General features: G+C 65.7%; 24 protein-coding genes. 9 read left to right on the top strand and 15 right to left on the bottom strand.

Annotated features, from left to right (window positions below; translation table 11 throughout):
* Positions 1-72 precede the first annotated feature (72 nt).
* Genes CHRYSEO8AT_RS10590 through CHRYSEO8AT_RS10565 form a run of 6 tightly spaced genes read left to right on the top strand, consistent with a single transcriptional unit; the run spans position 73 to position 3,987 of the window.
* Positions 73-1,077 carry a zinc-binding alcohol dehydrogenase family protein gene (locus CHRYSEO8AT_RS10590; protein ID WP_159849815.1) on the top strand — a complete coding sequence of 335 codons (1,005 nt, stop codon included), beginning with the start codon at positions 73-75 and terminating at the stop codon, positions 1,075-1,077.
* 22 nt (positions 1,078-1,099) lie between these two features.
* Positions 1,100-1,627 carry a GNAT family N-acetyltransferase gene (locus tag CHRYSEO8AT_RS10585; RefSeq protein WP_159849813.1) on the top strand — a complete coding sequence of 176 codons (528 nt, stop codon included), beginning with the start codon at positions 1,100-1,102 and terminating at the stop codon, positions 1,625-1,627.
* Between the two features lie 14 nt (positions 1,628-1,641).
* Entirely contained in the window at positions 1,642-1,926 is a 285-nt protein-coding gene (locus CHRYSEO8AT_RS10580; RefSeq protein ID WP_159849811.1) for a nucleotidyltransferase family protein, read from the top strand.
* Positions 1,919-2,257: a DUF86 domain-containing protein gene (locus CHRYSEO8AT_RS10575; RefSeq protein ID WP_159849809.1), complete on the top strand. Its 339-nt coding sequence runs from the start codon at positions 1,919-1,921 to the stop codon at positions 2,255-2,257. The genes CHRYSEO8AT_RS10580 and CHRYSEO8AT_RS10575 overlap by 8 nt, the downstream gene beginning before the upstream one ends.
* Positions 2,257-3,435: a VWA domain-containing protein gene (locus tag CHRYSEO8AT_RS10570; RefSeq protein ID WP_159849807.1), complete on the top strand. Its 1,179-nt coding sequence runs from the start codon at positions 2,257-2,259 to the stop codon at positions 3,433-3,435. Before CHRYSEO8AT_RS10575 ends, CHRYSEO8AT_RS10570 begins: the two co-directional genes overlap by 1 nt.
* Positions 3,436-3,489: 54 nt before the next feature.
* A complete protein-coding gene (locus tag CHRYSEO8AT_RS10565) occupies positions 3,490-3,987 on the top strand; it encodes a hypothetical protein (RefSeq protein WP_159849805.1) in 498 nt (165 codons plus the stop codon).
* A gap of 68 nt (positions 3,988-4,055) precedes the next feature.
* Here CHRYSEO8AT_RS10565 and CHRYSEO8AT_RS10560 read toward each other — a convergent pair whose 3' ends face one another.
* The 15 genes from CHRYSEO8AT_RS10560 to CHRYSEO8AT_RS10490 form a co-directional block, all read right to left on the bottom strand.
* Positions 4,056-4,235, bottom strand: coding sequence for a CsbD family protein (locus CHRYSEO8AT_RS10560; protein WP_135195023.1), 180 nt, complete (start codon positions 4,233-4,235; stop codon positions 4,056-4,058).
* A gap of 84 nt (positions 4,236-4,319) precedes the next feature.
* The gene (locus CHRYSEO8AT_RS10555) at positions 4,320-4,763 is read right to left on the bottom strand and encodes an NUDIX domain-containing protein (protein ID WP_159849803.1); all 444 of its coding nucleotides are present in this window, start codon (positions 4,761-4,763) and stop codon (positions 4,320-4,322) included.
* A 14-nt stretch (positions 4,764-4,777) separates the two neighbouring features.
* The gene (locus CHRYSEO8AT_RS10550; RefSeq protein WP_255451505.1) at positions 4,778-5,782 is read right to left on the bottom strand and encodes a histidine kinase dimerization/phosphoacceptor domain -containing protein; all 1,005 of its coding nucleotides are present in this window, start codon (positions 5,780-5,782) and stop codon (positions 4,778-4,780) included.
* 35 nt (positions 5,783-5,817) lie between these two features.
* Positions 5,818-6,240 (bottom strand): response regulator, encoded by a 423-nt coding sequence (locus CHRYSEO8AT_RS10545; protein WP_236547508.1) that lies wholly within the window; start codon positions 6,238-6,240, stop codon positions 5,818-5,820.
* Positions 6,237-7,682 carry a CHASE3 domain-containing protein gene (locus CHRYSEO8AT_RS10540; RefSeq protein ID WP_236547507.1) on the bottom strand — a complete coding sequence of 482 codons (1,446 nt, stop codon included), beginning with the start codon at positions 7,680-7,682 and terminating at the stop codon, positions 6,237-6,239. Before CHRYSEO8AT_RS10540 ends, CHRYSEO8AT_RS10545 begins: the two co-directional genes overlap by 4 nt.
* A gap of 154 nt (positions 7,683-7,836) precedes the next feature.
* Positions 7,837-9,936, bottom strand: coding sequence for a flagellar biosynthesis protein FlhA (gene flhA, locus CHRYSEO8AT_RS10535; protein ID WP_159851697.1), 2,100 nt, complete (start codon positions 9,934-9,936; stop codon positions 7,837-7,839).
* 10 nt (positions 9,937-9,946) lie between these two features.
* Entirely contained in the window at positions 9,947-10,843 is an 897-nt protein-coding gene (bla, locus tag CHRYSEO8AT_RS10530; protein ID WP_159849801.1) for a class A beta-lactamase, read from the bottom strand.
* Between the two features lie 2 nt (positions 10,844-10,845).
* Positions 10,846-12,255, bottom strand: coding sequence for a sigma-54-dependent Fis family transcriptional regulator (locus CHRYSEO8AT_RS10525; protein WP_159849799.1), 1,410 nt, complete (start codon positions 12,253-12,255; stop codon positions 10,846-10,848).
* Between the two features lie 36 nt (positions 12,256-12,291).
* Positions 12,292-12,624: a flagellar motor switch protein FliN gene (gene fliN, locus CHRYSEO8AT_RS10520; RefSeq protein WP_159849797.1), complete on the bottom strand. Its 333-nt coding sequence runs from the start codon at positions 12,622-12,624 to the stop codon at positions 12,292-12,294.
* On the bottom strand, positions 12,624-13,286 hold the full coding sequence (locus CHRYSEO8AT_RS10515) for a flagellar assembly protein FlbE (RefSeq protein ID WP_159849795.1): 663 nt from the start codon (positions 13,284-13,286) through the stop codon (positions 12,624-12,626). Before CHRYSEO8AT_RS10515 ends, fliN begins: the two co-directional genes overlap by 1 nt.
* A 1-nt stretch (position 13,287) precedes the next feature.
* A complete protein-coding gene (gene fliG, locus CHRYSEO8AT_RS10510; protein ID WP_159849793.1) occupies positions 13,288-14,322 on the bottom strand; it encodes a flagellar motor switch protein FliG in 1,035 nt (344 codons plus the stop codon).
* Entirely contained in the window at positions 14,322-15,959 is a 1,638-nt protein-coding gene (gene fliF / locus CHRYSEO8AT_RS10505) for a flagellar basal-body MS-ring/collar protein FliF (RefSeq protein WP_159849791.1), read from the bottom strand. Before fliF ends, fliG begins: the two co-directional genes overlap by 1 nt.
* Before the next feature lie 77 nt (positions 15,960-16,036).
* On the bottom strand, positions 16,037-17,068 hold the full coding sequence (locus CHRYSEO8AT_RS10500) for an alpha/beta fold hydrolase (protein ID WP_236547506.1): 1,032 nt from the start codon (positions 17,066-17,068) through the stop codon (positions 16,037-16,039).
* A 13-nt stretch (positions 17,069-17,081) separates the two neighbouring features.
* Complete coding sequence (locus tag CHRYSEO8AT_RS10495; RefSeq protein ID WP_159849787.1) at positions 17,082-17,717, bottom strand: uracil-DNA glycosylase family protein; 636 nt, start codon at positions 17,715-17,717, stop codon at positions 17,082-17,084.
* Positions 17,707-18,009: a DUF3253 domain-containing protein gene (locus tag CHRYSEO8AT_RS10490; RefSeq protein ID WP_159849786.1), complete on the bottom strand. Its 303-nt coding sequence runs from the start codon at positions 18,007-18,009 to the stop codon at positions 17,707-17,709. The genes CHRYSEO8AT_RS10495 and CHRYSEO8AT_RS10490 overlap by 11 nt, the downstream gene beginning before the upstream one ends.
* Positions 18,010-18,056: 47 nt before the next feature.
* Here CHRYSEO8AT_RS10490 and CHRYSEO8AT_RS10485 point away from each other — a divergent pair, with 47 nt between their 5' ends.
* Genes CHRYSEO8AT_RS10485 through CHRYSEO8AT_RS10475 form a run of 3 tightly spaced genes read left to right on the top strand, consistent with a single transcriptional unit; the run spans position 18,057 to position 20,139 of the window.
* Entirely contained in the window at positions 18,057-18,488 is a 432-nt protein-coding gene (locus tag CHRYSEO8AT_RS10485) for a PaaI family thioesterase (RefSeq protein WP_039246907.1), read from the top strand.
* Positions 18,485-18,991, top strand: coding sequence for a MarR family winged helix-turn-helix transcriptional regulator (locus CHRYSEO8AT_RS10480; RefSeq protein WP_159849785.1), 507 nt, complete (start codon positions 18,485-18,487; stop codon positions 18,989-18,991). The genes CHRYSEO8AT_RS10485 and CHRYSEO8AT_RS10480 overlap by 4 nt, the downstream gene beginning before the upstream one ends.
* Positions 18,992-19,029: 38 nt before the next feature.
* Entirely contained in the window at positions 19,030-20,139 is a 1,110-nt protein-coding gene (locus CHRYSEO8AT_RS10475; protein WP_159849784.1) for a dipeptidase, read from the top strand.
* Positions 20,140-20,141: the final 2 nt, after the last annotated feature.

Here is a 20,141-nt window from a genome sequence, read left to right as displayed (position 1 = left end):
TTGGATGCGCCTTGCGGCCAGCCTATCGCAAGCCGATTTGCAAGGCGACGAAACAAACCCGAGGAGATCGTCATGAAGGCCATTGGCACGACCGGCCCCCGCCCCGCGACCGACCCCGCCGCCCTAGTCGCCTTCGACGCGCCCGAACCGAGCCTTCGCCCGCGCGACCTGCTGGTTCAGGTCAAGGCCGTCAGCCTGAACCCCGTGGACACCAAGGTGCGCGGCAGCAGACAGCCCGAGGAAGGCCAGACCAGCATCCTGGGCTATGATGCGGCCGGGGTGGTGATCGACGTCGGCGACGAAGCCAGCCTGTTCAAAGTCGGAGACGAGGTCTTCTATGCCGGCCAGATCGACCGTCCCGGGTCCAACGCAGAACGCCAGGCTGTGGACGAACGGATCGTCGGCCCCAAGCCCAGGTCCCTGACATTTGCAGAGGCCGCCGCCCTGCCCCTGACGGTGATCACGGCCTGGGAGCTTCTGTTCGACCGGCTGAAGGCCGGCAAGGACGAGGACGAGACCCTGCTGGTCGTTGGGGGCGCAGGCGGCGTCGGCTCGGCCCTGATCCAGATCGCCCGCGCCGTCACCAGCTTGCGGGTCGTCGCCACCGCGTCGCGTCCCGACACCCGCCAATGGTGCCTGGACCTGGGCGCCCACGCGGTGATCGATCACTCCGGCCCGATCGATGAAGCCTTGACGGCCGCCGGTGAACGCGCCCCGAAATATATCGCATCCTTGACCCACACCCAGGCCCATTTCGAAGCCTTGGCCCGCGCGGTGGCGGTGCAGGGCGTGATCGGCGCCATCGATGACTTCAAGGGGCTGCCGGTCGAACTGTTGAAGCAGAAGGCGGCGGGCTTCGTGTGGGAGTTCATGTTCGCCCGACCGTTGCAGCAGACCCCGGACATGATCGAACAGCACCGGTTGCTGACGGAGGTTTCGCGCCTGGTGGACGCTGGCGCCATCCGCACCACCCTGACCAAAAACCTGGGCGCGCTGTCGGTCGAAGATCTGCTTGAGGGTCACCGCCAGCTGGAAAGCGGCGCGACCATCGGCAAGATCGCGCTGGACGGCTTTTGATCTCTGCCTCTATGGGCGGATCATGACCGAGATCGTGATCCGCCCTGCCCGCCCCGAAGACGCCGCCGCCTTGGGCGCACTGGGCCGCCAGACCTTCATCGATACCTTCGTCGAGGGGTTCGGCATCCCCTATCCCCAGACCGATCTGAACGCCTTCCTCGACGCCAGTTTCAATGTGGAACCGACGCTGAAGAAGCTGGCCGAGCTGGGCGCCGCCTGGTGGGTGGCGGAACGGGACGGCGAACTGCTGGCCTTCTCAAACGCCGGCCCCAACGGCCTGCCTCACCCCGAGGCCCGGCCCGAACATATGGAGCTTCGCCGCCTCTATGTGTCGAAGACCGCCCAAGGGCTTGGGTTGGGGACAACACTGCTGACCCTGTCGCTGGATTGGATGGAAACCAACACCGACGGCCCGCTGTGGATCGGCGTCTGGAGCGGCAACGACAAGGCTCAGCGCCTCTACGCCGCATACGGCTTCGAGAAGGCGGGCGAATACGAGTATCCCGTCGGCGCCTGGCGCGACCACGAGTTCATCTTGCGGCGTGGATAGACTATATTGCCCGCATGACCCGCGCCGAACTGCTGGAAAAACTGCGCGACCTGAAGCCCTGGCTCGAAGAGCAGGGCATCGTCAACCTGCGCCTGTTCGGCAGCTACGCCCGCGACGAAGCGGGGCCGGACAGCGATGTGGACCTGCTGGTGGATACATCCCGGCCCATGGGCATCGAGTTTCTGACCACGGAACGCCTCCTGGCTGAGCGACTGGAAACGCCGGTCGAGTTCTGTTCTTGGGAAGTCATGCGGCCCTATGTACGGACCAAGGTGGAGAAAGACCTGATCCTTGTCTGACGAGGCCGACGCGAACCTGATCGCCGAAATCCTAGACGCCGCCGGTCGTGTGAAATCCTACATCGCGACCGAAGGCCGGGAGGGCTTCATGCGTCAGACGCAGGTCTATGACGCTGTCTGCATGAACCTGTTGCGGACAGGAGAATGCGCACGCTTCCTGAGCGACGGCATAAAGACGCGCCTGCCGGACATTCCGTGGCTAGACATCGTCAATCTACGCAATCGTGTAGCGCACAGCTACGAGACGCTGAAGCCAGACGTGCTGTGGCTGATCGCCAGCATTAGCCTGCCGGAGTTGGATCAGGCCCTCCGCAGCCTGGACGACGTCTGATGCTCCTGCCCTTCTTCACCGCCCTGCGCGACGCCAAGGTTCCGGTGTCGATGAAGGAATGGCTCCATCTGATGGAGGCGATGGATCGCGATCTGGCGGGGCGCGAGGTCGAGACCTTCTATCATCTGTCGCGCGCGGTCCTGGTCAAGGACGAGAAACACTATGACCGGTTCGACCAAGTGTTCGGGACCGTGTTCGAGGGCGTGGAATCAGTTGGCGCGGGCGAGGACCTGACGACCGACATTCCAGAGGACTGGCTGCGGCTGCTGAACGAGAAATATCTGACCGACGATGAGAAGGCTCAGATCGAGGCGTTGGGCGGGTTCGACAAGCTGATGGAGACGCTGAAACAGCGGCTGGAGGAACAGCACGAACGGCATTCCGGCGGCTCGAAATGGATCGGCACGGGCGGGACCAGCCCATTCGGCCATGGCGGCTACAATTCCGAAGGCGTGCGCATTGGCGGGCCAGGAAAACACGGCCGGGCGGTCAAGGTGTGGGAGAAGCGCGAGTTCCGGAACCTGGACGACACGGTCGAACTGGGCACACGCAACATCAAGGTGGCGCTTCGTCGTCTGCGCCGCTTCGCGCGACTGGGCGCGGCCGAGGAACTGGACATCGACGGCACCATCGACGGCACGGCGCGCCAGGGCTGGCTGGACATCCGCATGCGGCCCGAGCGTCGCAACACGATCAAGGTCCTGCTGTTCCTCGACATCGGCGGCTCGATGGACGGGCACATCAAGCTGGTGGAGGAACTGTTCTCCGCCGCCAAGACCGAGTTCAAGAACCTGGAGTTCTTCTACTTCCACAACTGCCTCTACGAGGGTGTCTGGAAGGACAACCGGCGTCGGCACACCGAGCGGATCGCGACCTGGGACCTGCTGCACAAATACCCCGGCGACTGGCGGGCCATCTTCGTCGGCGACGCGACCATGTCCCCCTATGAGATCACCATGCCGGGCGGTTCGGTCGAGCACTGGAACGAGGAGGCCGGCGCGGTCTGGATGAAGCGGGCGCGGCAGCAGTGGGACAAGTCGGTCTGGCTGAACCCAGTGCAGGAACGCTACTGGAGCTACACCGCCTCGGTCGGCCTGCTGCGCGAGGTGATGGAGGAGCGGATGTTCCCCCTGACGCTGGAAGGTCTCGACAAGGCGATGCGCGCCCTGACAAGGTAGATTTCGCGTCACGGGCGAGTTCCTGCCCTGCGACCACATCGAGGGGCTTTGTCCATGATCGCTGCCGCCTTCGCCCTACTTTTGTTGCAACAACCCGCACCAACCGTGGTGTGGGAGACGCCCGCGCCGGAGCCGGTGGTCGAGACGCCCGTGCCTGCGGTGCAACATTCCGTTCCGGCCTGGGGCCTGGCCGATCCCTTCGGGTTCGAGCGCGCGCGGTGCAGTCCGCTGGTGCGCGGCGCGCAGTCCATGGAGGTCTGCCAGACCGAGGTGCGCGAACAGCTGGCCCTGGCCATGGGGGCTGACCTGCCCGAGGCCCTACGTCCCAGTGGGATGGCGGGCGACTGTCAGATGATCCAGGCCAACGCCGGCGGTTCGGCCTATGCCGTTCAGTGCGGGCCGCAGTCGCGAGCGGCCAGCGCGCCGTCGGCCTTGCGGGAAATGGACTGCCGCCCCCGTCCGGTCGAAGGCGGCTTCAGTTCGGAATGCCGCCCCGTCGATGCGACGGACGGTAAGGGCCTGTCGATCAAGCTCTGGGGCGACAAGGATTGATCGAAACGCAGAAACGCCGCCCGCTTTCGCGGGCGGCGTTTCGTATCTTCGCGCAATTCTGGTGAGACTTAGGCCTTGTCGCGGAGGCTGTCCTTGACGCCGCCGACCGTATTCTGGACCTTGCCTTCAACTTGGTCGGCCTTGCCCTCGGCCTGCAGTTTGCTGTCGCCGGTCACCTTGCCGGCGGCTTCCTTGATCTTGCCGCCGATGTTCTTGGCGGCGCCTTCGACACGATCGTGATCAGCCATCTGGACTCTCCGTTTTCAATAGCCGCGACAGGGCGTTGCGGGTTGAAAAGTAAACGGCGCAGCCTTGCGCCCGTTCCGTAAGGCTCAGCTTGCGCGACGCAGCCACACGGCAACCGCCCAGGCATGGGAATCGTGTCTCAACCGGGACAGGGCGAAGGTCGGATCTAGCCACACCAGAGTGTGGTCGTCCTCGCATTTCGCATGCGGGTTTTCGGCGGTGACGGTCGCGGTCCAGAAGCCGCCGACATTGTTCACCGGCTCTGAGGTGGAACGCACGAAATACTGGCTGGCCTCGGCGATGCGGTTCAGCGGCGCGATGGCTAGGCCCGTCTCCTCGACGAACTCGCGCTTAAGGGCCTGGACCTCGGTCTCCTCGACATCGATACCGCCGCCGGGAAGGTCGAAATAGGGACCGGCCTGGCGCTCCACGCGGACACAGGCGATCAGACCGTCGCGTTCGACGATGCCGAACGCGGTGGCGCGGTGACGATAATCGGAAGCGGGTTTGCGGACGCCGAACTGCAACATGACGGATACCGACCCTAGAGGTCGAACGACAGCCTGGCGCGCACGCCCTTGTGGGCGCCGTCGAACTCGACGACCGAGCGCAGGCCCGAGGCCATCGCCGAAATGATCTTGCCGCCCAGGCCCGTACCCTTGGGAGTGCCGTCGCCCATGCCGGGGCCGTCGTCCTCGACCATCAATGCGACCTTGTTGTCACCTTCGCGGCGCAGATGGATGCGGATTTCACCGCCCTGCCCCGGCGCATAGGCGTATTTGACGGCGTTGGTGACCAGTTCAGTGACGATGACGCCGATGGACACCGCCTGATCGGTCGTGACCGACAGGGGTTCGGCATCCAGCACCAGACGTGGCGACCCCTCGTCCGGCCCGATGGACTTGGACAGTTCGTCCATCAGCCCCACCAGATATTCGTCCATGGCGACGGTGCTCATGTCGCCTGAGGTGTAGAGGCGGCGGTGAACATGGGCGACGGCTTCGATCCGCGCCTGCGATTCCCGCAGCGCATCCTTGGCGCCCTGGTCGGTGATGTGTCGCATCTGCAGCGACATGAAGCTGGACACCAGCTGCAGCGAGTTGCCGACGCGGTGGTTGACCTCGCGCAGCATGGCCTCGGCCCGGTCGCGCCCCAGCCTGATTTCTTCCTGGGCCAGGTCGTTCTCGCGCTGCAGCCGGCGACGTAGCAGCGCGTCTTCCAGCGCCGAACGCAGCAGGGAGGTGAAATCCTCGGACACGTCCTTGATGACATAGTCGGCGGCGCCCGCGCGAAGAGCCGCCACGGCGATCCGCCCGTCCTGTGCGCCCGTCACATAGACCACCGGCGGTGGCGCGCTGAGGGTCATGATGTCAGGCAGGACGTCCAGCCCGTCGCGCGTCGGCATATAGTGGTCCAGCGCGCAGACGTCGTATTCATGCTGCTGCAACAACTCCAGCCCCGCATCCCCATCGGGGGCGCAGGTGACGGCATAGCCGTGACGCCCCAACTCCTTCTCGACCAGCCGGGACAGGCCCCGGTCGTCGTCGATATAGAGCAGGCGGATAGGCTGCGGCGTCTCGATCGTCAGATCTCCGGCGCCTGGATGACCGACAGGAACAGGCCCAACTGGCGGATGGCGCCGGCGAAGGATTCATAATCCACCGGCTTGGTGATGTAGACGTTACAGCCCAAGTCGTAGCAGCGCTGAATCTCAACCTTGTCGTCCGTGGTGGTCAGTACGACGACCGGCGCGCGCTTCAGACGGTCGTTGCCCTTCACCTTCTCCAGAATATCAGTTCCAGACATATCGGGCAGGTTGAGGTCCAGCAGGATCAGCAGCGGGCCATTGGTCAGGATTTCGTCGCTGAACAGATAGTCCAGCGCCGCGCCGCCCTCGTCGAAATGCTTGATCTCGTTGTTGATGTTGGCCCGGCGGATGTTCTTTTCGATCAGCTTGGCGTGGCCGTGGTCGTCTTCGACCATGATGATTTTGACGGGTTGCGTCACAGCGCGCCTCCGGGTTCAGCTAGGATCAGTCGTTTGGGGAATTTCAGCAGGAAAGTCGAGCCTTTGCCAAGCTCGGACTCGAGGTCGATCGTCCCGCCAATCCGTCGCACGCTGTTGCGCACAAAGGCCAGACCCAGGCCCTCGCCCGACCTGTCCTGTTTGCCGGAGCGGCGGAACAGTTCGAAGATCCGTTCGTGGTCGCGCGGCGCGATGCCTCGGCCGTTGTCGGCGACCCGATAGACGACCCAGCCACCCGGCACGTCCTCGCCCGACACGATGATCTCACCGGGTCGGCTAGCGTCCAGATATTTGACGGCGTTGTCGATCAGATTGCCGACAATCTGCTCCATCGAAATACGATCGCTTTCGATTTCCGGCAGAGGCTGGACCTCGATTCGCGCGCCCGAGGCCTCGGTCTGGTGGTGGACGCTGTCGGCGATGTTCTGGGCCATGGCGGTCATGTCCAGCGTCTCGGGCGTAAGGTTGCGGCGGCCCTCGCGCGACAGCTTCAGAATGGCGTTGATCAGCCGGTCCATCTTCTCGGTCGAGGCGCGAATGAAGCCGATGGCCTCTGGCATGTCCTCGCGGATCGCCATGATCACGTCGGCATCGACTGCGCGCGTCTTCTCGGCGTCGGCGATGGCCTTGTCGACGACCCTGCCTGCCTGCTCCAGTTCGGAAGTGTAGCCCATGACGTTGACCAAGGGCGCGCGGAGGTCATGGCTGACGATATAGGCGAAGCGCTGGATTTCCTCGTTGGCGCGCATCAGGTCGCCGGTGCGTTCGCGGACCTTGTCTTCCAGACCGGCATTGGCCGCATCCAGCGTGGCGCGGGCGGCCTGAAGTTCAGAGACGTAGCGCCGCACCATCCAGGCCGACAACAGCGCCAGCACGATAACCAGCAGGCCGGCGATGGCGTTCATCGTCACCGTCAGGACGCCGAAACGGTCGGAGGCTTTCCTTCGTTCTGCGATGCGGGCGGACTTGAGGGCGTCGAAGTCCTCAACCGCGGCCCGCAGCTCGTCCATGTAGCGCTTGCCCTCACCCGAGCGGACAGCTTGGATCGACTGACCGATCCGCCCTTGCTGGGCCAGGGTCACGGTCCGTTCCATCTCAGCCCATTTCAGGTCCGCCAGGCGATGGATGCGATCGACCGGCGCCTTCAGCGTCGGATCCTGCGCGGCGCCTTCGTCGAGGAAGGCGACGGCCGGCTTCATCTCTTCCTGCGCCTGGCGATAGGGCTGAAGGAAATCGCTGCGGCCGGTCAGCAGAAAGCCCCGCTGCGCCGTCTCGGCGTTCAGCATGGAAATCAAGGTGGTGCGCGACGCGCGACGCATCTGTTGCGCATGTTCGATGGTGCGGTTCACCGACGCTGTGCGCTGGATCATCACGAAGGTGGTCGCATTGACGACGATCAGCAGGCCGAAAACCAGGATCAGCATGGCCGACATCGACCGCGCGAGCGACGACGTGCGGGTGAAGTCGCGCAATCGCGACCATTGGGTCCGGGGGCTTGGGATCATGACGGTGGAGCTTTAACGGCGTGCTGCGCCGCGTCAAACATCAAACTGATTCCGTCGATTTTACAGATCGTTGTCAGACCTGGCCCAGCGTACGCAAACGTGCCTTGGGATGGATTTCGTTCTGGCTCATCACCACGGTCTGCCCCCGGAAGCGCTCGATGATGGAACGAACATAAGGTCGGGTCATCGGCCCGGTCAGCAGCACCGGATTCTCGCCCGTCATGGCGATCCGCTCAAAGGTATCGCGAACCGCACGGATGAAGTCCTGAAGCCGCGAGGGGGCCATGGCCAACTGCTTGTCCTCGCCCTGACCGATCAGGCTTTCGGCGAAGGCGTTCTCCCATTCCGGCGACAAGGTGACGATGGGCAGAGCGCCCTCGCCATCCTTGTTCTGCCAGCACAGCTGGCGGCCCAGGCGTGCGCGGACGTGTTCGACCAGGGTGGTGACGCTGGAGCTGTGCGGTGCCGCCTCGGCCAGGCCTTCCAGGATCGCCGGCAAGTCGCGGATCGACACCTTCTCACGCAGCAGCGATTGCAGCACCCGTTGCAGGGTGGTGACCGTGACCACGCTGGGGACCAGTTCCTCGACCAGTTTCTTTTCCTCGGCGCCGAGCTCCTTCAGCAGCTTCTGAACCTCTGCGTAGGAAAGCAGGTCCGCCATGTTGTCTTTCAATATCTCGGTCAGATGGGTAGTCAGGACCGTCGATGGATCGACCAGGGTGTAGCCCCGGAACGTCGCCTCCTCGCGCATCCCCTCTTCGATCCAGGTGGCGGGCAGACCGAAGGCCGGCTCGCGCATGTGCTCGCCAGGCAGTTCGACCTGACGCCCCGACGGGTCCATCGCCATCAGATGCCCTAGCCGAACCTCGCCCGCGCCGCTCTCCATCTCCTTGATGCGAATGGCGTAGCCCTGACTCGGCAGGCGCATGTTGTCGAGGATGCGCACCTGGGGAATGACGAAGCCGTATTCCTGGGCCAGGGACCGGCGCAGGGCGCGAATCTGATCGGTCAGGCGGCGGCCTTCCAGATCGTTGATCAGGCTGAGCAGCGAATAGCCCAGTTCGATCTTCACCTCGTCGATGGTCAGGATGTTGGAGATCGGTTCTTCGACATCTTCCTTGGGCTTGGCGGCGGCGGCGGTCGCAGCGATCTCGGCCTCGGTCGGTTGCGGCTTCAGCCGGTTGCGCCCCAGCTTCCAGGCCATGAAGCCCGACCCCAGGGCCAGGGCCGCGAACGGGATCAGCGGCATGCCGGGGATCAGGCCGATCAGGCCGGCCGCACCCGACACCACGCCCAGCGACACCGGGTTGGTGGCCAGTTGGGTGACCATGGCCTTGTCCGCCGTGCCCTCGACGCCCGCCTTGGACACTAGGAAGCCGGCGGCGATGGAGATGATGATGGCCGGAACCTGCGTCACTAGGCCGTCGCCGATGGTCAGCTGGACATAGGTGTTGGCGGCCTCCATCGCCGGCATGCCGTGCTGCAGCGTGCCGATCAGGATGCCGCCGATGGCGTTGATGAAGGTGATGATCAGGCCTGCGACGGCGTCGCCGCGCACGAACTTGGACGCGCCGTCCATGGCGCCGAAGAAGGTCGATTCCTGCTCCAGCTCCTTGCGACGCAGCTTGGCCTGCTCCTCGGTGATCAGGCCGCTGGACAGATCGGCGTCGATGGCCATCTGCTTGCCCGGCATGGAGTCCAGGGTGAAGCGGGCGGACACTTCGGCGATCCGGGTCGAACCCTTGGTGATGACGACGAAGTTCACCACCAGGATGATGGCGAAGATGATCACCCCGATGATGAAGTTGCCGCCCATCATCAGCTGACCGAAGGCGTTGATGACTTGCCCTGCCGCGTCGTGGCCTTCCTGGCCGTGCGTCAGGATCAGACGCGTCGAGGCCAGGTTCAGACCCAGGCGGAACAGGGTCGAGACCAGCAGCACCGTGGGGAAGATGGCGAAGTCCAGCGGCCGCTTCATCATCACGGCGGTCATAAGGATCAGCACGGACGAGACCAGCGAGATCGCCAGCAGCAGGTCCAGAAGCATCTTCGGGACCGGCAGGATCAGCAGCATGATCACGCCGATCACGCCGACGGCCATCAGCACTTCGCCGCGGTTGACCCAGCCCAGGACGTCGCGCCCGGTGGGGCGCGCCATGCCGTCCTTCATCATGGTGGGCGTGTCAGTCACGCCCCAGCGCCTTAAGGGCCCGACGCGTCGCCTCGGCAATCACGGCGTCGCGCTGATCGTCGGTCGCCTCGGGCGCGCCGGTGAAATAGGCGGCCAGCAGGACCGGCGAACCCGACAGCGGCGTCAACATGCCGATGTCGTTGGTCGCGCCATTGGCGCCGGTCCCGGTCTTGTGCGCGACGGTCCAGCCCTCGGGCGCCCCCGCCTTGATGCGGTTCGCACCCGTAGGCGAAGCGATCATCCAGCCGCTGATCAACTGATCATGCGCCGGCGTCAGCCGATCGCTGAAGGCCAGCTCGCGGATGTTGGCGATGGTCTGGTCCGGCAGGCAGGTGTCGCGCGGATCGTTGGGCAGGGCGGTGTTCAGGTCCGGCTCCAGGCGCGAGATGACGGTGGTGGTGTCGCCGAACGTCGGCCACCACGAACGCCATACGGCGATTCCGCCCATTTCGCGGATCAGGATATTGGCCGCCGGATTGTCACTGACCTCGACCGCCGCCTGCATCAGTTCGCGGATCGTCAGGGTGCGGCCGATGGCTTTTTCGGTGACCGGCGCATGGGGGATCATGTCCGCCCGCGTGACGGCGACGGCGCGGTCCAACTGCTCTTCCTCACGCTGCACCCGCTCCAGCGTGGCGACGGCGAGGAAGGCCTTGAAGGTCGAGCAGAAGGCGAACCGTTCCTGTCCGCGCCAGGACACCCGGCGCTGGCTGCCGACATCCAGGGCCGCCACGCCCAGCCGTCCGCCGTTGAGCTCTTCCAGGTCGTTCAGCAGAAAGGGTTGCGGAGCCTCGTCGGCCTTGGGTTCGTCGCGTCGCGGATAGCAACCGACAAGCGCCAGCGCGCCCGCCCCGCCGATCAGCGTCCTGCGATCGAACCGGGTCGCCATCCTCAGGCCGCGTAGCCCGAGGCCGAGACGCCGCTCATGGGCGCCGGGATGGCCGTGCCCTCATCGGAATATTCGTTCAGCTTGTTGCGCAGGGTGCGGATCGAGATGCCCAGGATGTTGGCGGCATGGGTGCGATTGCCCAGGCAGTGGGTCAGGGTGTCCAGGATCAGCGTCTTTTCCATCGCAGCCACCGTCTGGCCGACGAAACTGCGGGTCACGGCGTCGGCGGCCTGGGCGGCCCGGGCGGCGATGCCCCCCTGTCCGCCATCATAGGCATGGCCCGTCATCGCGCCGCCTTGCCCCGACAGCGGCTGGCCGTCCGGCAGGCGGATGGCGTCCACATCGATCTCGGAACCGGTCGCCAGCAGCACCGCGCGGTGCATGGCGTTTTCCAGCTCGCGCACGTTGCCGGGCCAGCGATGGGCGGCGATGGCCTGACGCGCCGTGGCCGAGATCGGGCGCACCGGCACGCCGTTGGCGGCGGCGTATTTCTTGATGAAGTGGTCGGCCAGAACGACGATGTCGCCCGGACGTTCGCGCAAAGACGGCAGGCGCAGGTTCACCACGTTCAGGCGATACAGCAGGTCCTCGCGGAACACGCCCTCCGCCACCGCCTTGGCCAGATCGCGGTTCGAGGTGGCGATGATGCGGATGTTGACCGAGACGGGCTTGGAACCCCCCACGCGGTCGATGACCCGTTCCTGGATGGCGCGCAGCAGCTTGGCCTGAAGCCGGGCGTCCATCTCCGAGATTTCGTCCAGCAACAGGGTGCCGCCGTCGGCCTCTTCGAACTTGCCGATGCGGCGCGCGACGGCGCCGGTGAAGGCGCCCTTCTCGTGGCCGAACAGTTCGGATTCCAGCAGATTGTCGGGAATGGCGGCGCAGTTAACACTGATGAAGGGGCGTTCGGCGCGGCGCGAATGCTCGTGCAGATACCGGGCCATCACCTCCTTGCCGACGCCGCTTTCGCCGGTGATCAGGATCGAGGCTTCCGAGCGCGCGACCTGGTCGGCCAGTTGCAGCACCGCCTTCATCGACGGGTCGGCCGAGATCATCGGCTTTTCATCGTCGGCGACGGCCGACAGGACGGCGGCGATCAGTTCGGCATCGGGCGGAAGCGGAATGAACTCCTTGGCGCCGGCCTTGATGGCGGCAGCGGCCTCGCGGGCATCGGCGTCGATGCCGAAGGCCACAACCGGAATGGTGATCCGCTCGGCCTCGTTGGCGGCGATCAGGGCGGCGATGTCCAGCTGGTAATCGACCATCAGCAGGTCCGCCCCCTGCCCCCGGCGCAGTTGCTCGGTCGCCTGGTCGGCGCGCTCGACGTGGGTGACCTTGGCGCCGTGCGCCATGGCCATCTTCACCGCCGAAGCGAGCTGCCCACTCAGTCTGCCTACCACCAGAAGACGCATCGTTCTTCTCCTCTAATCTCTAAAATCGGTCGCCGATCAGGCGCCCGAATCCTCGGTCTTGATGATTTCCGTCATGGTCACGCCCAACCGGTCGTCGACGACGACGACCTCGCCGCGCGCGATCAGGCGGTTGTTGACGAAGATGTCGATCGCCTCGCCGACCTTGCGGTCCAGCTCCAGCACCGATCCCTTGTTCAGCTTCAGCAGCTGGGCCACCGACATGTGCGACTTGCCCAGCACGGCAGAGATGTTGACCGGCACGTCGAAGACGGTGGCCAGGTCTGCGGCGGTCTTGTCGCCGTGATCGTCGATCGGCGGCGGGCCGGAAAGGGTGGAGAATTCCTCCAGCGCCAGGTCGTCGGATGCCATCAGAACATGCTCCTGTCGACGGAAAGGGTTTCGGCGTGACCGGCCTCGGCCGCCAGGGCGGCCGTCAGCGCCTCGGCGACACGATCGGCGGACCCTTTGGGATCATGATCGGCGCGCCCGTCGGCCCATTCCAGCTGGAAGGCCGTCTGCGCCATGCCCGGTTCGTCGCGGAAGGCGACCACGCCGGTGAAGCCGCTGTCGGCGCAGGCCTGCTGGATAAGGGCGCGCGCCTCGTCGTCCAGGCCCGAGGTCCGCACCACCAGGCGCGGCGAGGCGTCGATCTCCTGCGCCAGCATCTCGAGCGCGGCCTTCAGCGGCGCCTGCGGGAAACGCTCCAGTGCGGCCCCGCCGATGGCGCGCGCGGCCGCCAGGGCCAGGTCGGCGGACTGTTCGCGATGCGCCTGGGCCACAGCCTTCAGCGTCGGCATGGCCGAGGCCACCGACTGGGCGATGTTGCCCAGGGCCATGGCGCGGATGTTCTCGATCTCGCCCAGCGCCTGCTGGCGGGCTTCCAGCCGGCCTTGCGCCACCAGGGCCTCGACCTCGGCCGGCAGATACGAGCGTTTGGCGGGCGTCCAGGCGCCGGGGCGCACCACCGTGCCGTCCGCGTCGAACTCGGTGTCGAAGGCGAAGAGGTGACGGATTTCGGGGGAATGGGTCATATCAGTAGATCAGCTCGTCGTCGGCGCCCTGGCCGGCCAGCATGATGTCGCCCTTGGCGGCCAGGTCCTTGGCGACCTGAACCATGGCCATCTGCGCCGCATCGACGTCCTTCAGACGCACGGGGCCCATCGACTCCATGTCTTCGCGCATGATCTTGGAGGCCCGTTCGGACATGTTGGAGAAGAACATCTCGCGCAGCCCCTCCGAGGCGCCCTTCAGCGCCAGGCCCAGCGAATCCTTGTCCACGCCGCGCAGCAGGGTCTGGACGCCGCCGGGATCCAGCTTGGACAGATCCTCGAATACGAACATCAGGGCGCGGATGCGCTCGGCCGACTCGCGATTGCGCTCTTCCAAGGCGCCGATGAAGCGGGCTTCGGTCTGGCGGTCGAAGCTGTTGAAGATGTCGGCCATCATCTCGTGGCTGTCGCGCTTGGACGTACGCGCCAGGTTCGACATGAATTCGGTGCGCAACGTGGCCTCGATCTTGTCCAGGATCTCGCGCTGCACCGGTTCCATCCGCAGCATCCGCTGCACGCATTCCAGGGCGAAATCTTCGGGCAGGCTGGTCAGCACGCGGGCGGCGTGGTCCGAGCGCACCTTGGACAGGATGACGGCGACCGTCTGGGGGTATTCGTTCTTCAGATAGTTGGCGAGGACGGCCTCGTTCACATTACCCAGCTTGTCCCACATGGTGCGACCGGCCGGACCCCGGATCTCCTCCATCAGGCCGTCGACGCGATCCTTGGGCAGGAAGGCGGCCAGCAGCTTCTGGGTCTGTTCATAGCTGCCCATGACCGAGCCCGAGCCCGACAGGCCCGAGACGAACTCGATCATCAGGGCCTCAACGGCCTCGGCGCTGACATTGCCCAGCGTCGCCATGGCCTGCGAGATTTCCTTGACCTCGTCGTCGTCCAGACGCTCCCACAGGGCCGTGTGCTCTTCGCCCAGCGCCAGCAGGATGACGGCGGCCTTCTCCGGCCCCGTCAGCTTGTTGGGGTCGTCGATCGCAGCCTTCTTGTTGACCAGCTTCGCCATCAGCCTTCCGCCACCCAGGTGCGCAGGATGCCGGCGGCGTCATCAGGATGCGCCTGGACGAAGTCGGCGACCTTCTTGACCGAGGACGCCTTCACCTGACCCTCGATGCGGGCGATGTCGATCTTCTGATCCATCTCAGTCGGGGCCGGCAGCTGAACCAGTTGCGGCTGACCGTCCGCGCCGATCACCGTCGTCGCCACCGTCGTCACCGGCATGCCGTTGGCGCCGATGACGGCCGGCAGGTTCGTGCCGCCCGAGGCCGTCTTCAGCAGCGGGCGCAGCACGAAGAAGATCAGCAGCAGGGCGACGACCGTCAGTATGCCCAGCTCGACGAAGCGCATGACGTCGTTCTTGGAGAAGTCCAGCAGCGACGACTTGCCCTCCAGGCCGCCGGCGATGCCGGTGTCGTGGTTGAAGCGGACGTTGATGACCTCGATCTTGTCGCCGCGCGTCTCGTCGATGCCGGCGGCGGCGGCGACCAGCGACTTGATCTGGGCGATCTCCTCGGCTGTGCGCGGCGCATAGGTCGGCTCACCCTTGCCGTCGGCAGCGGGCGTCCACTTGCCGTCCACGGCGACCGCGACGGCCAGCTTCTTGACCTCGCCAGGCTCCTTGGTCGTGGTCGTGGTGGTCTTGGAGATTTCGTAGTTGGTGGTTTCGGCGTTCTCGGTGTTGGTCGAACCGGCCGCCGCCGCGCCGGGCGCCGCGCCGCCGGGGATATTGTTCGTGGCGGTGACGCCGCCGTCGGGCTGGGCCGTGTTGTCGGCGGATTGCGAGCCGTTGGTAGTGGTCGAACGGACGACCTGACCATCCGGATCGAACTTCTCTTCCTGGGTGGTGGCGCGGCTCTGATCGATGTCGGCCGTGACCTGAACCCTAGCGGATCCGACTCCGACGACGCCTTCGACGATGTCCTTGATGCGCGCCTGAAGCTGGCTTTCCGTATTACCCTTGGCTTCGGCGGCGGTAGCTGAGGAGAAGGTCCCGTCGTCGCTGCCGGCGGCCAGGGTCCGGTTGGTCTGGTCCGCGACCGTGACCCGGTCGGGCTTCAGGTTCGGCACGGACGAGGCGACCAGGTTGCGGATCGCCCGCACCTGATCCGAGCTGAGATCACGCCCGCCCAGCCCCACCAGAACGGCGGCCGTCGGCTCGGCGGCGGCGGATGTGAACATTTCGCGGCGCGGCATGGTGATGTGGACGCGGGCGGCGGTGATGCCGCGCATCGACATGATGGTGCGCGACAGTTCGCCCTGCAGCGCGCGCTGCTCGTTCAACTGCTGCTGGAACTCCGTCTGGCCCAAGACGGACTGGTTGTCGAACAACTCGTAGCCAACCGAACCGGACGTGACCAAGCCCTTACCCGCCACCAGCATCCGCGCTGTGCCGACCTCGTCGCGGTTGACCATGATGGTCGAACCGTCGCCCTTGGATGAATATCTGATGCCGGCCTGATCCAGGGCGGCGCTGATCTCGCTGGCTTCACGCAGATCCAGGTTGGAATAGAGCAGCGCGTCGGGCGCCTGGCCCATGCGCAGCATGACGGCGACCAGCACGGCGGCGACGCCCGCGGCGACGCCGAGGACAGCGGCCAGACGGCCGATCCCGAACTTCTGCAACGCCGCTGTGAAGCCGCCCACGCGTCCCCGCCCCAAACTCGCGGGAGACACTAACGCCCCGCTAGGCAGAAAATGCCGCCTGGATGGTAAACGTCGCGTTAAGAGAGGTTACGGAACCCCGAAGCCTTGCGGTCAAGCTGCGGCAGGACGGCCGGCGCGCCCGAAGGCAGGGCCGCCTTGGGATCCTTCAGCCACGACACGACGTCGCGATAGACGATCTCGGCGTCCAGATCGCGGTTCAGCAGATGCCAGCCGTTCGGATACCAGGCCGTGCGCAACGTGCCGCCCTCGGCCTCGGCGCGTTGCAAGGCCAGTCGCATCGGCCCGCGCTTCACCACCTCGTCGTGGGCCCCGTACATCAGTATAGCGTCACCGCGGATACGACCCAGGCTGCGCGACGAGGTCTCCATCAGATCGACCAGCCCATAGACGGTGTCGAACCGAGTCGCGAGAATGCTCATGGGATCACGCCCGTTGCGGATCAGCTCCAGCGTATTGGACGAGGCGTGAATATCGCGCGTGATGAACTCGGGCGGCTCCAGCGCCACGTCGCCCAGCGCCCGCGCCGCGATGTTCAGCGCCGTGCTGTTCAGCGGCCCTTGCGTCGACCAGCCCCAGACGCCGGGCGCCAGCAGCACGACCCGGTCCGCATCGGGCGGATTGTCCGAGCCGAAGGCCGCCGCCGTCACCGACCCGCCCATGCTCTCGCCCACCACGGCGATTACGGCGTGGGGGTAGCGGGCGCGAGCCATGGCCGTAATCTCGCGCAGGTCGTCGGTCATACGTTGTTCGCCGGCCCACTCGCCTCGCCCCGGCGCGGCGCCGAAACCGCGTTGGTCATACGACCAGGTCTCGATCCCCTGCTCAGCCCACCATGGCCCGGCCAGACGGAAGCTGGCGTCGTGGTCATTCATGCCGTGCAGCGCCACGATCACCGCCCAAGGCGCCCGATCCGTCGGCCCCCAGCGCAGATAGGGCAGACGCGCCCCGTCCGACATGACCAGGGCGCGATCCTCGACATGAGCCCCGGCGAACCCCACGGGCGGCGTCAAAGGCGGCTGAATATAGGGCGTGGCGCAGGCGGACAGGGCCAGCGCGGCCGCAAGCGGGATCAGTCTGGAGAAGTTCACGACCATTCGTCCCCTACGACCTCACGACAGAACTGGATCGCGGCGTTCGCGAGACTTCAGCGGAAGTCAGAATGCCCCGAACCCGTTCCCGCAGATAAGGGACAACCTCCGCCTCGAACCACGGGTTCTTCCTCAGCCAGGCCGTGTTGCGCCAGGAGGGGTGCGGCAGCACCAGCAGGCTAGGCGCAAAGTCGCGCCACGCCCGCACCGTCTCGGTCATGTTCCGCTTGGCTCGATCTCCCAGCGCCCAAGCCTGGGCATAGCCGCCCACCAGCAGCGTCAGCTCCATCTGCGGCAAGGCGTCCAGCAACTGCGGACGCCACAGGTCAGCACATCGTGTCGGCGGCGGATAGTCCCCGCCCTTGGGCGCCGTGCCGGGATAGCAGAAGGCTTGGGCCGCCACCCCAATGCGGTGATCGGCGTAGAAGGTCTCGTAGTCCACGCCCATCCAGTCGCGCAGCCGGTCGCCCGATGGATCGGTGAAAGGCAGACCGCTTTCGTGCACCCGCCGCCCCGGCGCCTGGCCGCAGATCAGCAGCCGCGTCTCTGGAAACACCCGCACCACCGGACGCGGCGTGTGCGGCAGCAAGCCCGCGCAGGCGCGACAGGCGCGGATGTCGCTCAGGACCTCGTCGAGATCAGTCGTCATCGCCCTCGGCGACCGGCGGACGACGGCTCAGCGCCAGGGCCGTCTCTTCCTCCGTGGCCTGACGCAGGCGCGTCACGCCGCGGACGTGGTCCGGGTCGACCGGCTTGCCCTTCTTGGTGATGGTCAGCTTGCCCTGGCGCATCAGGCTCAGCGCGATGGCGCGGACCTTGGGCAGCATGCGCTGCCATTGCTCCGGCTGTAGCTCTTTGGCCACTTCGGCGGGCTCAATGCTCTTGCCGGGCTCAAGCGCGGCGATTTTGTTCAGGATTGCGGTTTCGATCGGATCGCTCATTGCGCCTATATGCTGCAACGCACGCCCATAAGTAAGGCCAAGTCTGCATGCCCAAGAAAATCACCATCACCGAGGGCGAGTTCGCCGGCTGGCAGACCTACGATCTGCACGACACCTTCGACACCGTCGTCGGCCCGTTCTACGGCAAACCCGATCCCGACGGGCACATGCGCTGCGCGTTCCGCGCCGAGCAGAAGCACATGAACGCCGGCGGCCGGATGCACGGCGGCTGCCTAATGACCTTCGCCGACATCGCCATGTTCCAGATCGCCTATCAGGAGATGGAGGGCGCCTCGGGCGTCACGGTCCAATTGGACTCCACCTTCATCGACGGCGGCTATGTCGGCGAACTGATCGAAGCGACGGGCCAGGTGACCAAGGCGGGCAAGAGCCTGATCTTCGTGCGAGGCCAGATAAACACCGGCGAGCGCCTGCTGATGACCTTCTCCGGCGTGATCCGCAAGTTCACGCCCCGGTGACGGACTACAGCCGCAGTTTCGGCGGTGCGGCGCTAGGCGCACGTTTGCGCCGCGCGTCCGAACGCATCGACCGTGACGGCACGCGCGTCTATGCGGCCCAAGGCATAGAGTTCGAGCAGCGCTGGTACGGCATCCTGCGCCAGTTGGTCGAACACAACCGGCCCATGGCGGTGGGCGAGATCGCCGCCATCTTGAAGATCACTCACGCCTCCGTCAGCGAGGCCAGCCGCTCAATGGACAAGGCCGGCCTGATCGCATCCACCACCGCCCCCGAGGACGCCCGCCGCCGCTTGCTGCATCTCACGGCCAAGGGGCACGCTCTTGCGGCCGAACTGGCCCCCCTCTGGGCCGCCTTCAATAGTGCGGCGATGGAGCTGAACGCCGAGGCCGGAGACCTGGTCGATTTGCTCGACCGTCTCGATGACGCCTTGGACCGCCGCTCCATGTTCGACCGAATCCTGTCCAAAATTTCACTGGACCCAAACGAGGCCGAAGACGAATAGGTAGGTCCCTACACATTCTTGGGATGGAGCCTGAGGCCATGATCATTTCCCGTCGCCTGCTGCTGGGTGCAGCCGCCGCCTCCTCGGTCTCGGCCTGTGCGGGCTTGCCCCGTCCCTCGACCGTGGACGCTACGCAAGTTTATCGCGACGCCATCGTGATCAACGGCAATCTTGTCCTGCCGATCGATCCCGAAACGCCGCTGGACCAGGAGACGCGCGACATCATCAAGGCGTCGGGCCTGACAGCGGCCAAACTGACCATTGGCGGATCCGGAGGCGAGACACGGGCCGAAACCGCCGCCTCCATCGCCGTCATCGACAAGACCGTGGCGCTGAACCCCGACATCTACATGAAGATCGCCTCGACGGCCGACTTCGCCCGCGCCAAGGCGGCCGGCAAGCTGGGCATCATCTATTCGTTCGAAGCGGCCGAAATGCTGGAGGGCGACATAAACGCCATCGACCAGTTCCGCGCCGCCGGCGTTCTGGTGATGGGCCTGAGCTACAACCTGACCACCCCCTTCGCCTCGGGCACGATGTCGCCGACCTCCACAGGCCTGACGGACTTGGGCCACGACGCGGTGGCCCGCATGAACGCCCGTGGCGTAGCCATCGACGTCAGCCACAGCGACGAACTGTCCAGCCTCGGCGCCATCACCGCCTCGACCAAGCCCGTTCTGATCACTCATGCCGGCGCCAGCGCCGTGCACGCCCATCCGCGCAACAAGTCCGACCGGCTGATGCGCGCCCTGGCCCTGGGCGGCGGCGTCATGGGCATCTACGAACTCAGCTATCTGACGACCGCGCCCGCTCAGCCGTCGCTAGACGTCTATTTCGCCCACCTGACCCACGCCCTGGAAATTTGTGGCGAGGATCATGTCGGGATCGGCAGCGACGCCCTGCTGTGGCCGTTCGACACCTCGCCCGAGAGCGTGGCCCAGTGGAACGCGAGCCTGGAACAGCGAAAAGCCTCAGGCGTCGCCGCGCCCGGCGAAGGGCCGCCGCCGTTCGTCACGGGACTGAACCGCCCCGACCGCTGCGCCGTCATCGCCGACGGCCTGGCCAAACGCGGCTATCGCGCCCGAACCATCGACAAGATCCTGGGCGGCAACTTCCAGCGCGTCTTCGCCGAGACCTGGACGGCCTGAGG

This window comes from Brevundimonas sp. G8 (assembly GCF_902506205.1).
Taxonomy (GTDB): domain Bacteria; phylum Pseudomonadota; class Alphaproteobacteria; order Caulobacterales; family Caulobacteraceae; genus Brevundimonas.
Note: the sequence above shows the minus strand (reverse complement) of the source record. Positions and strands in the feature narration are given on the sequence as shown.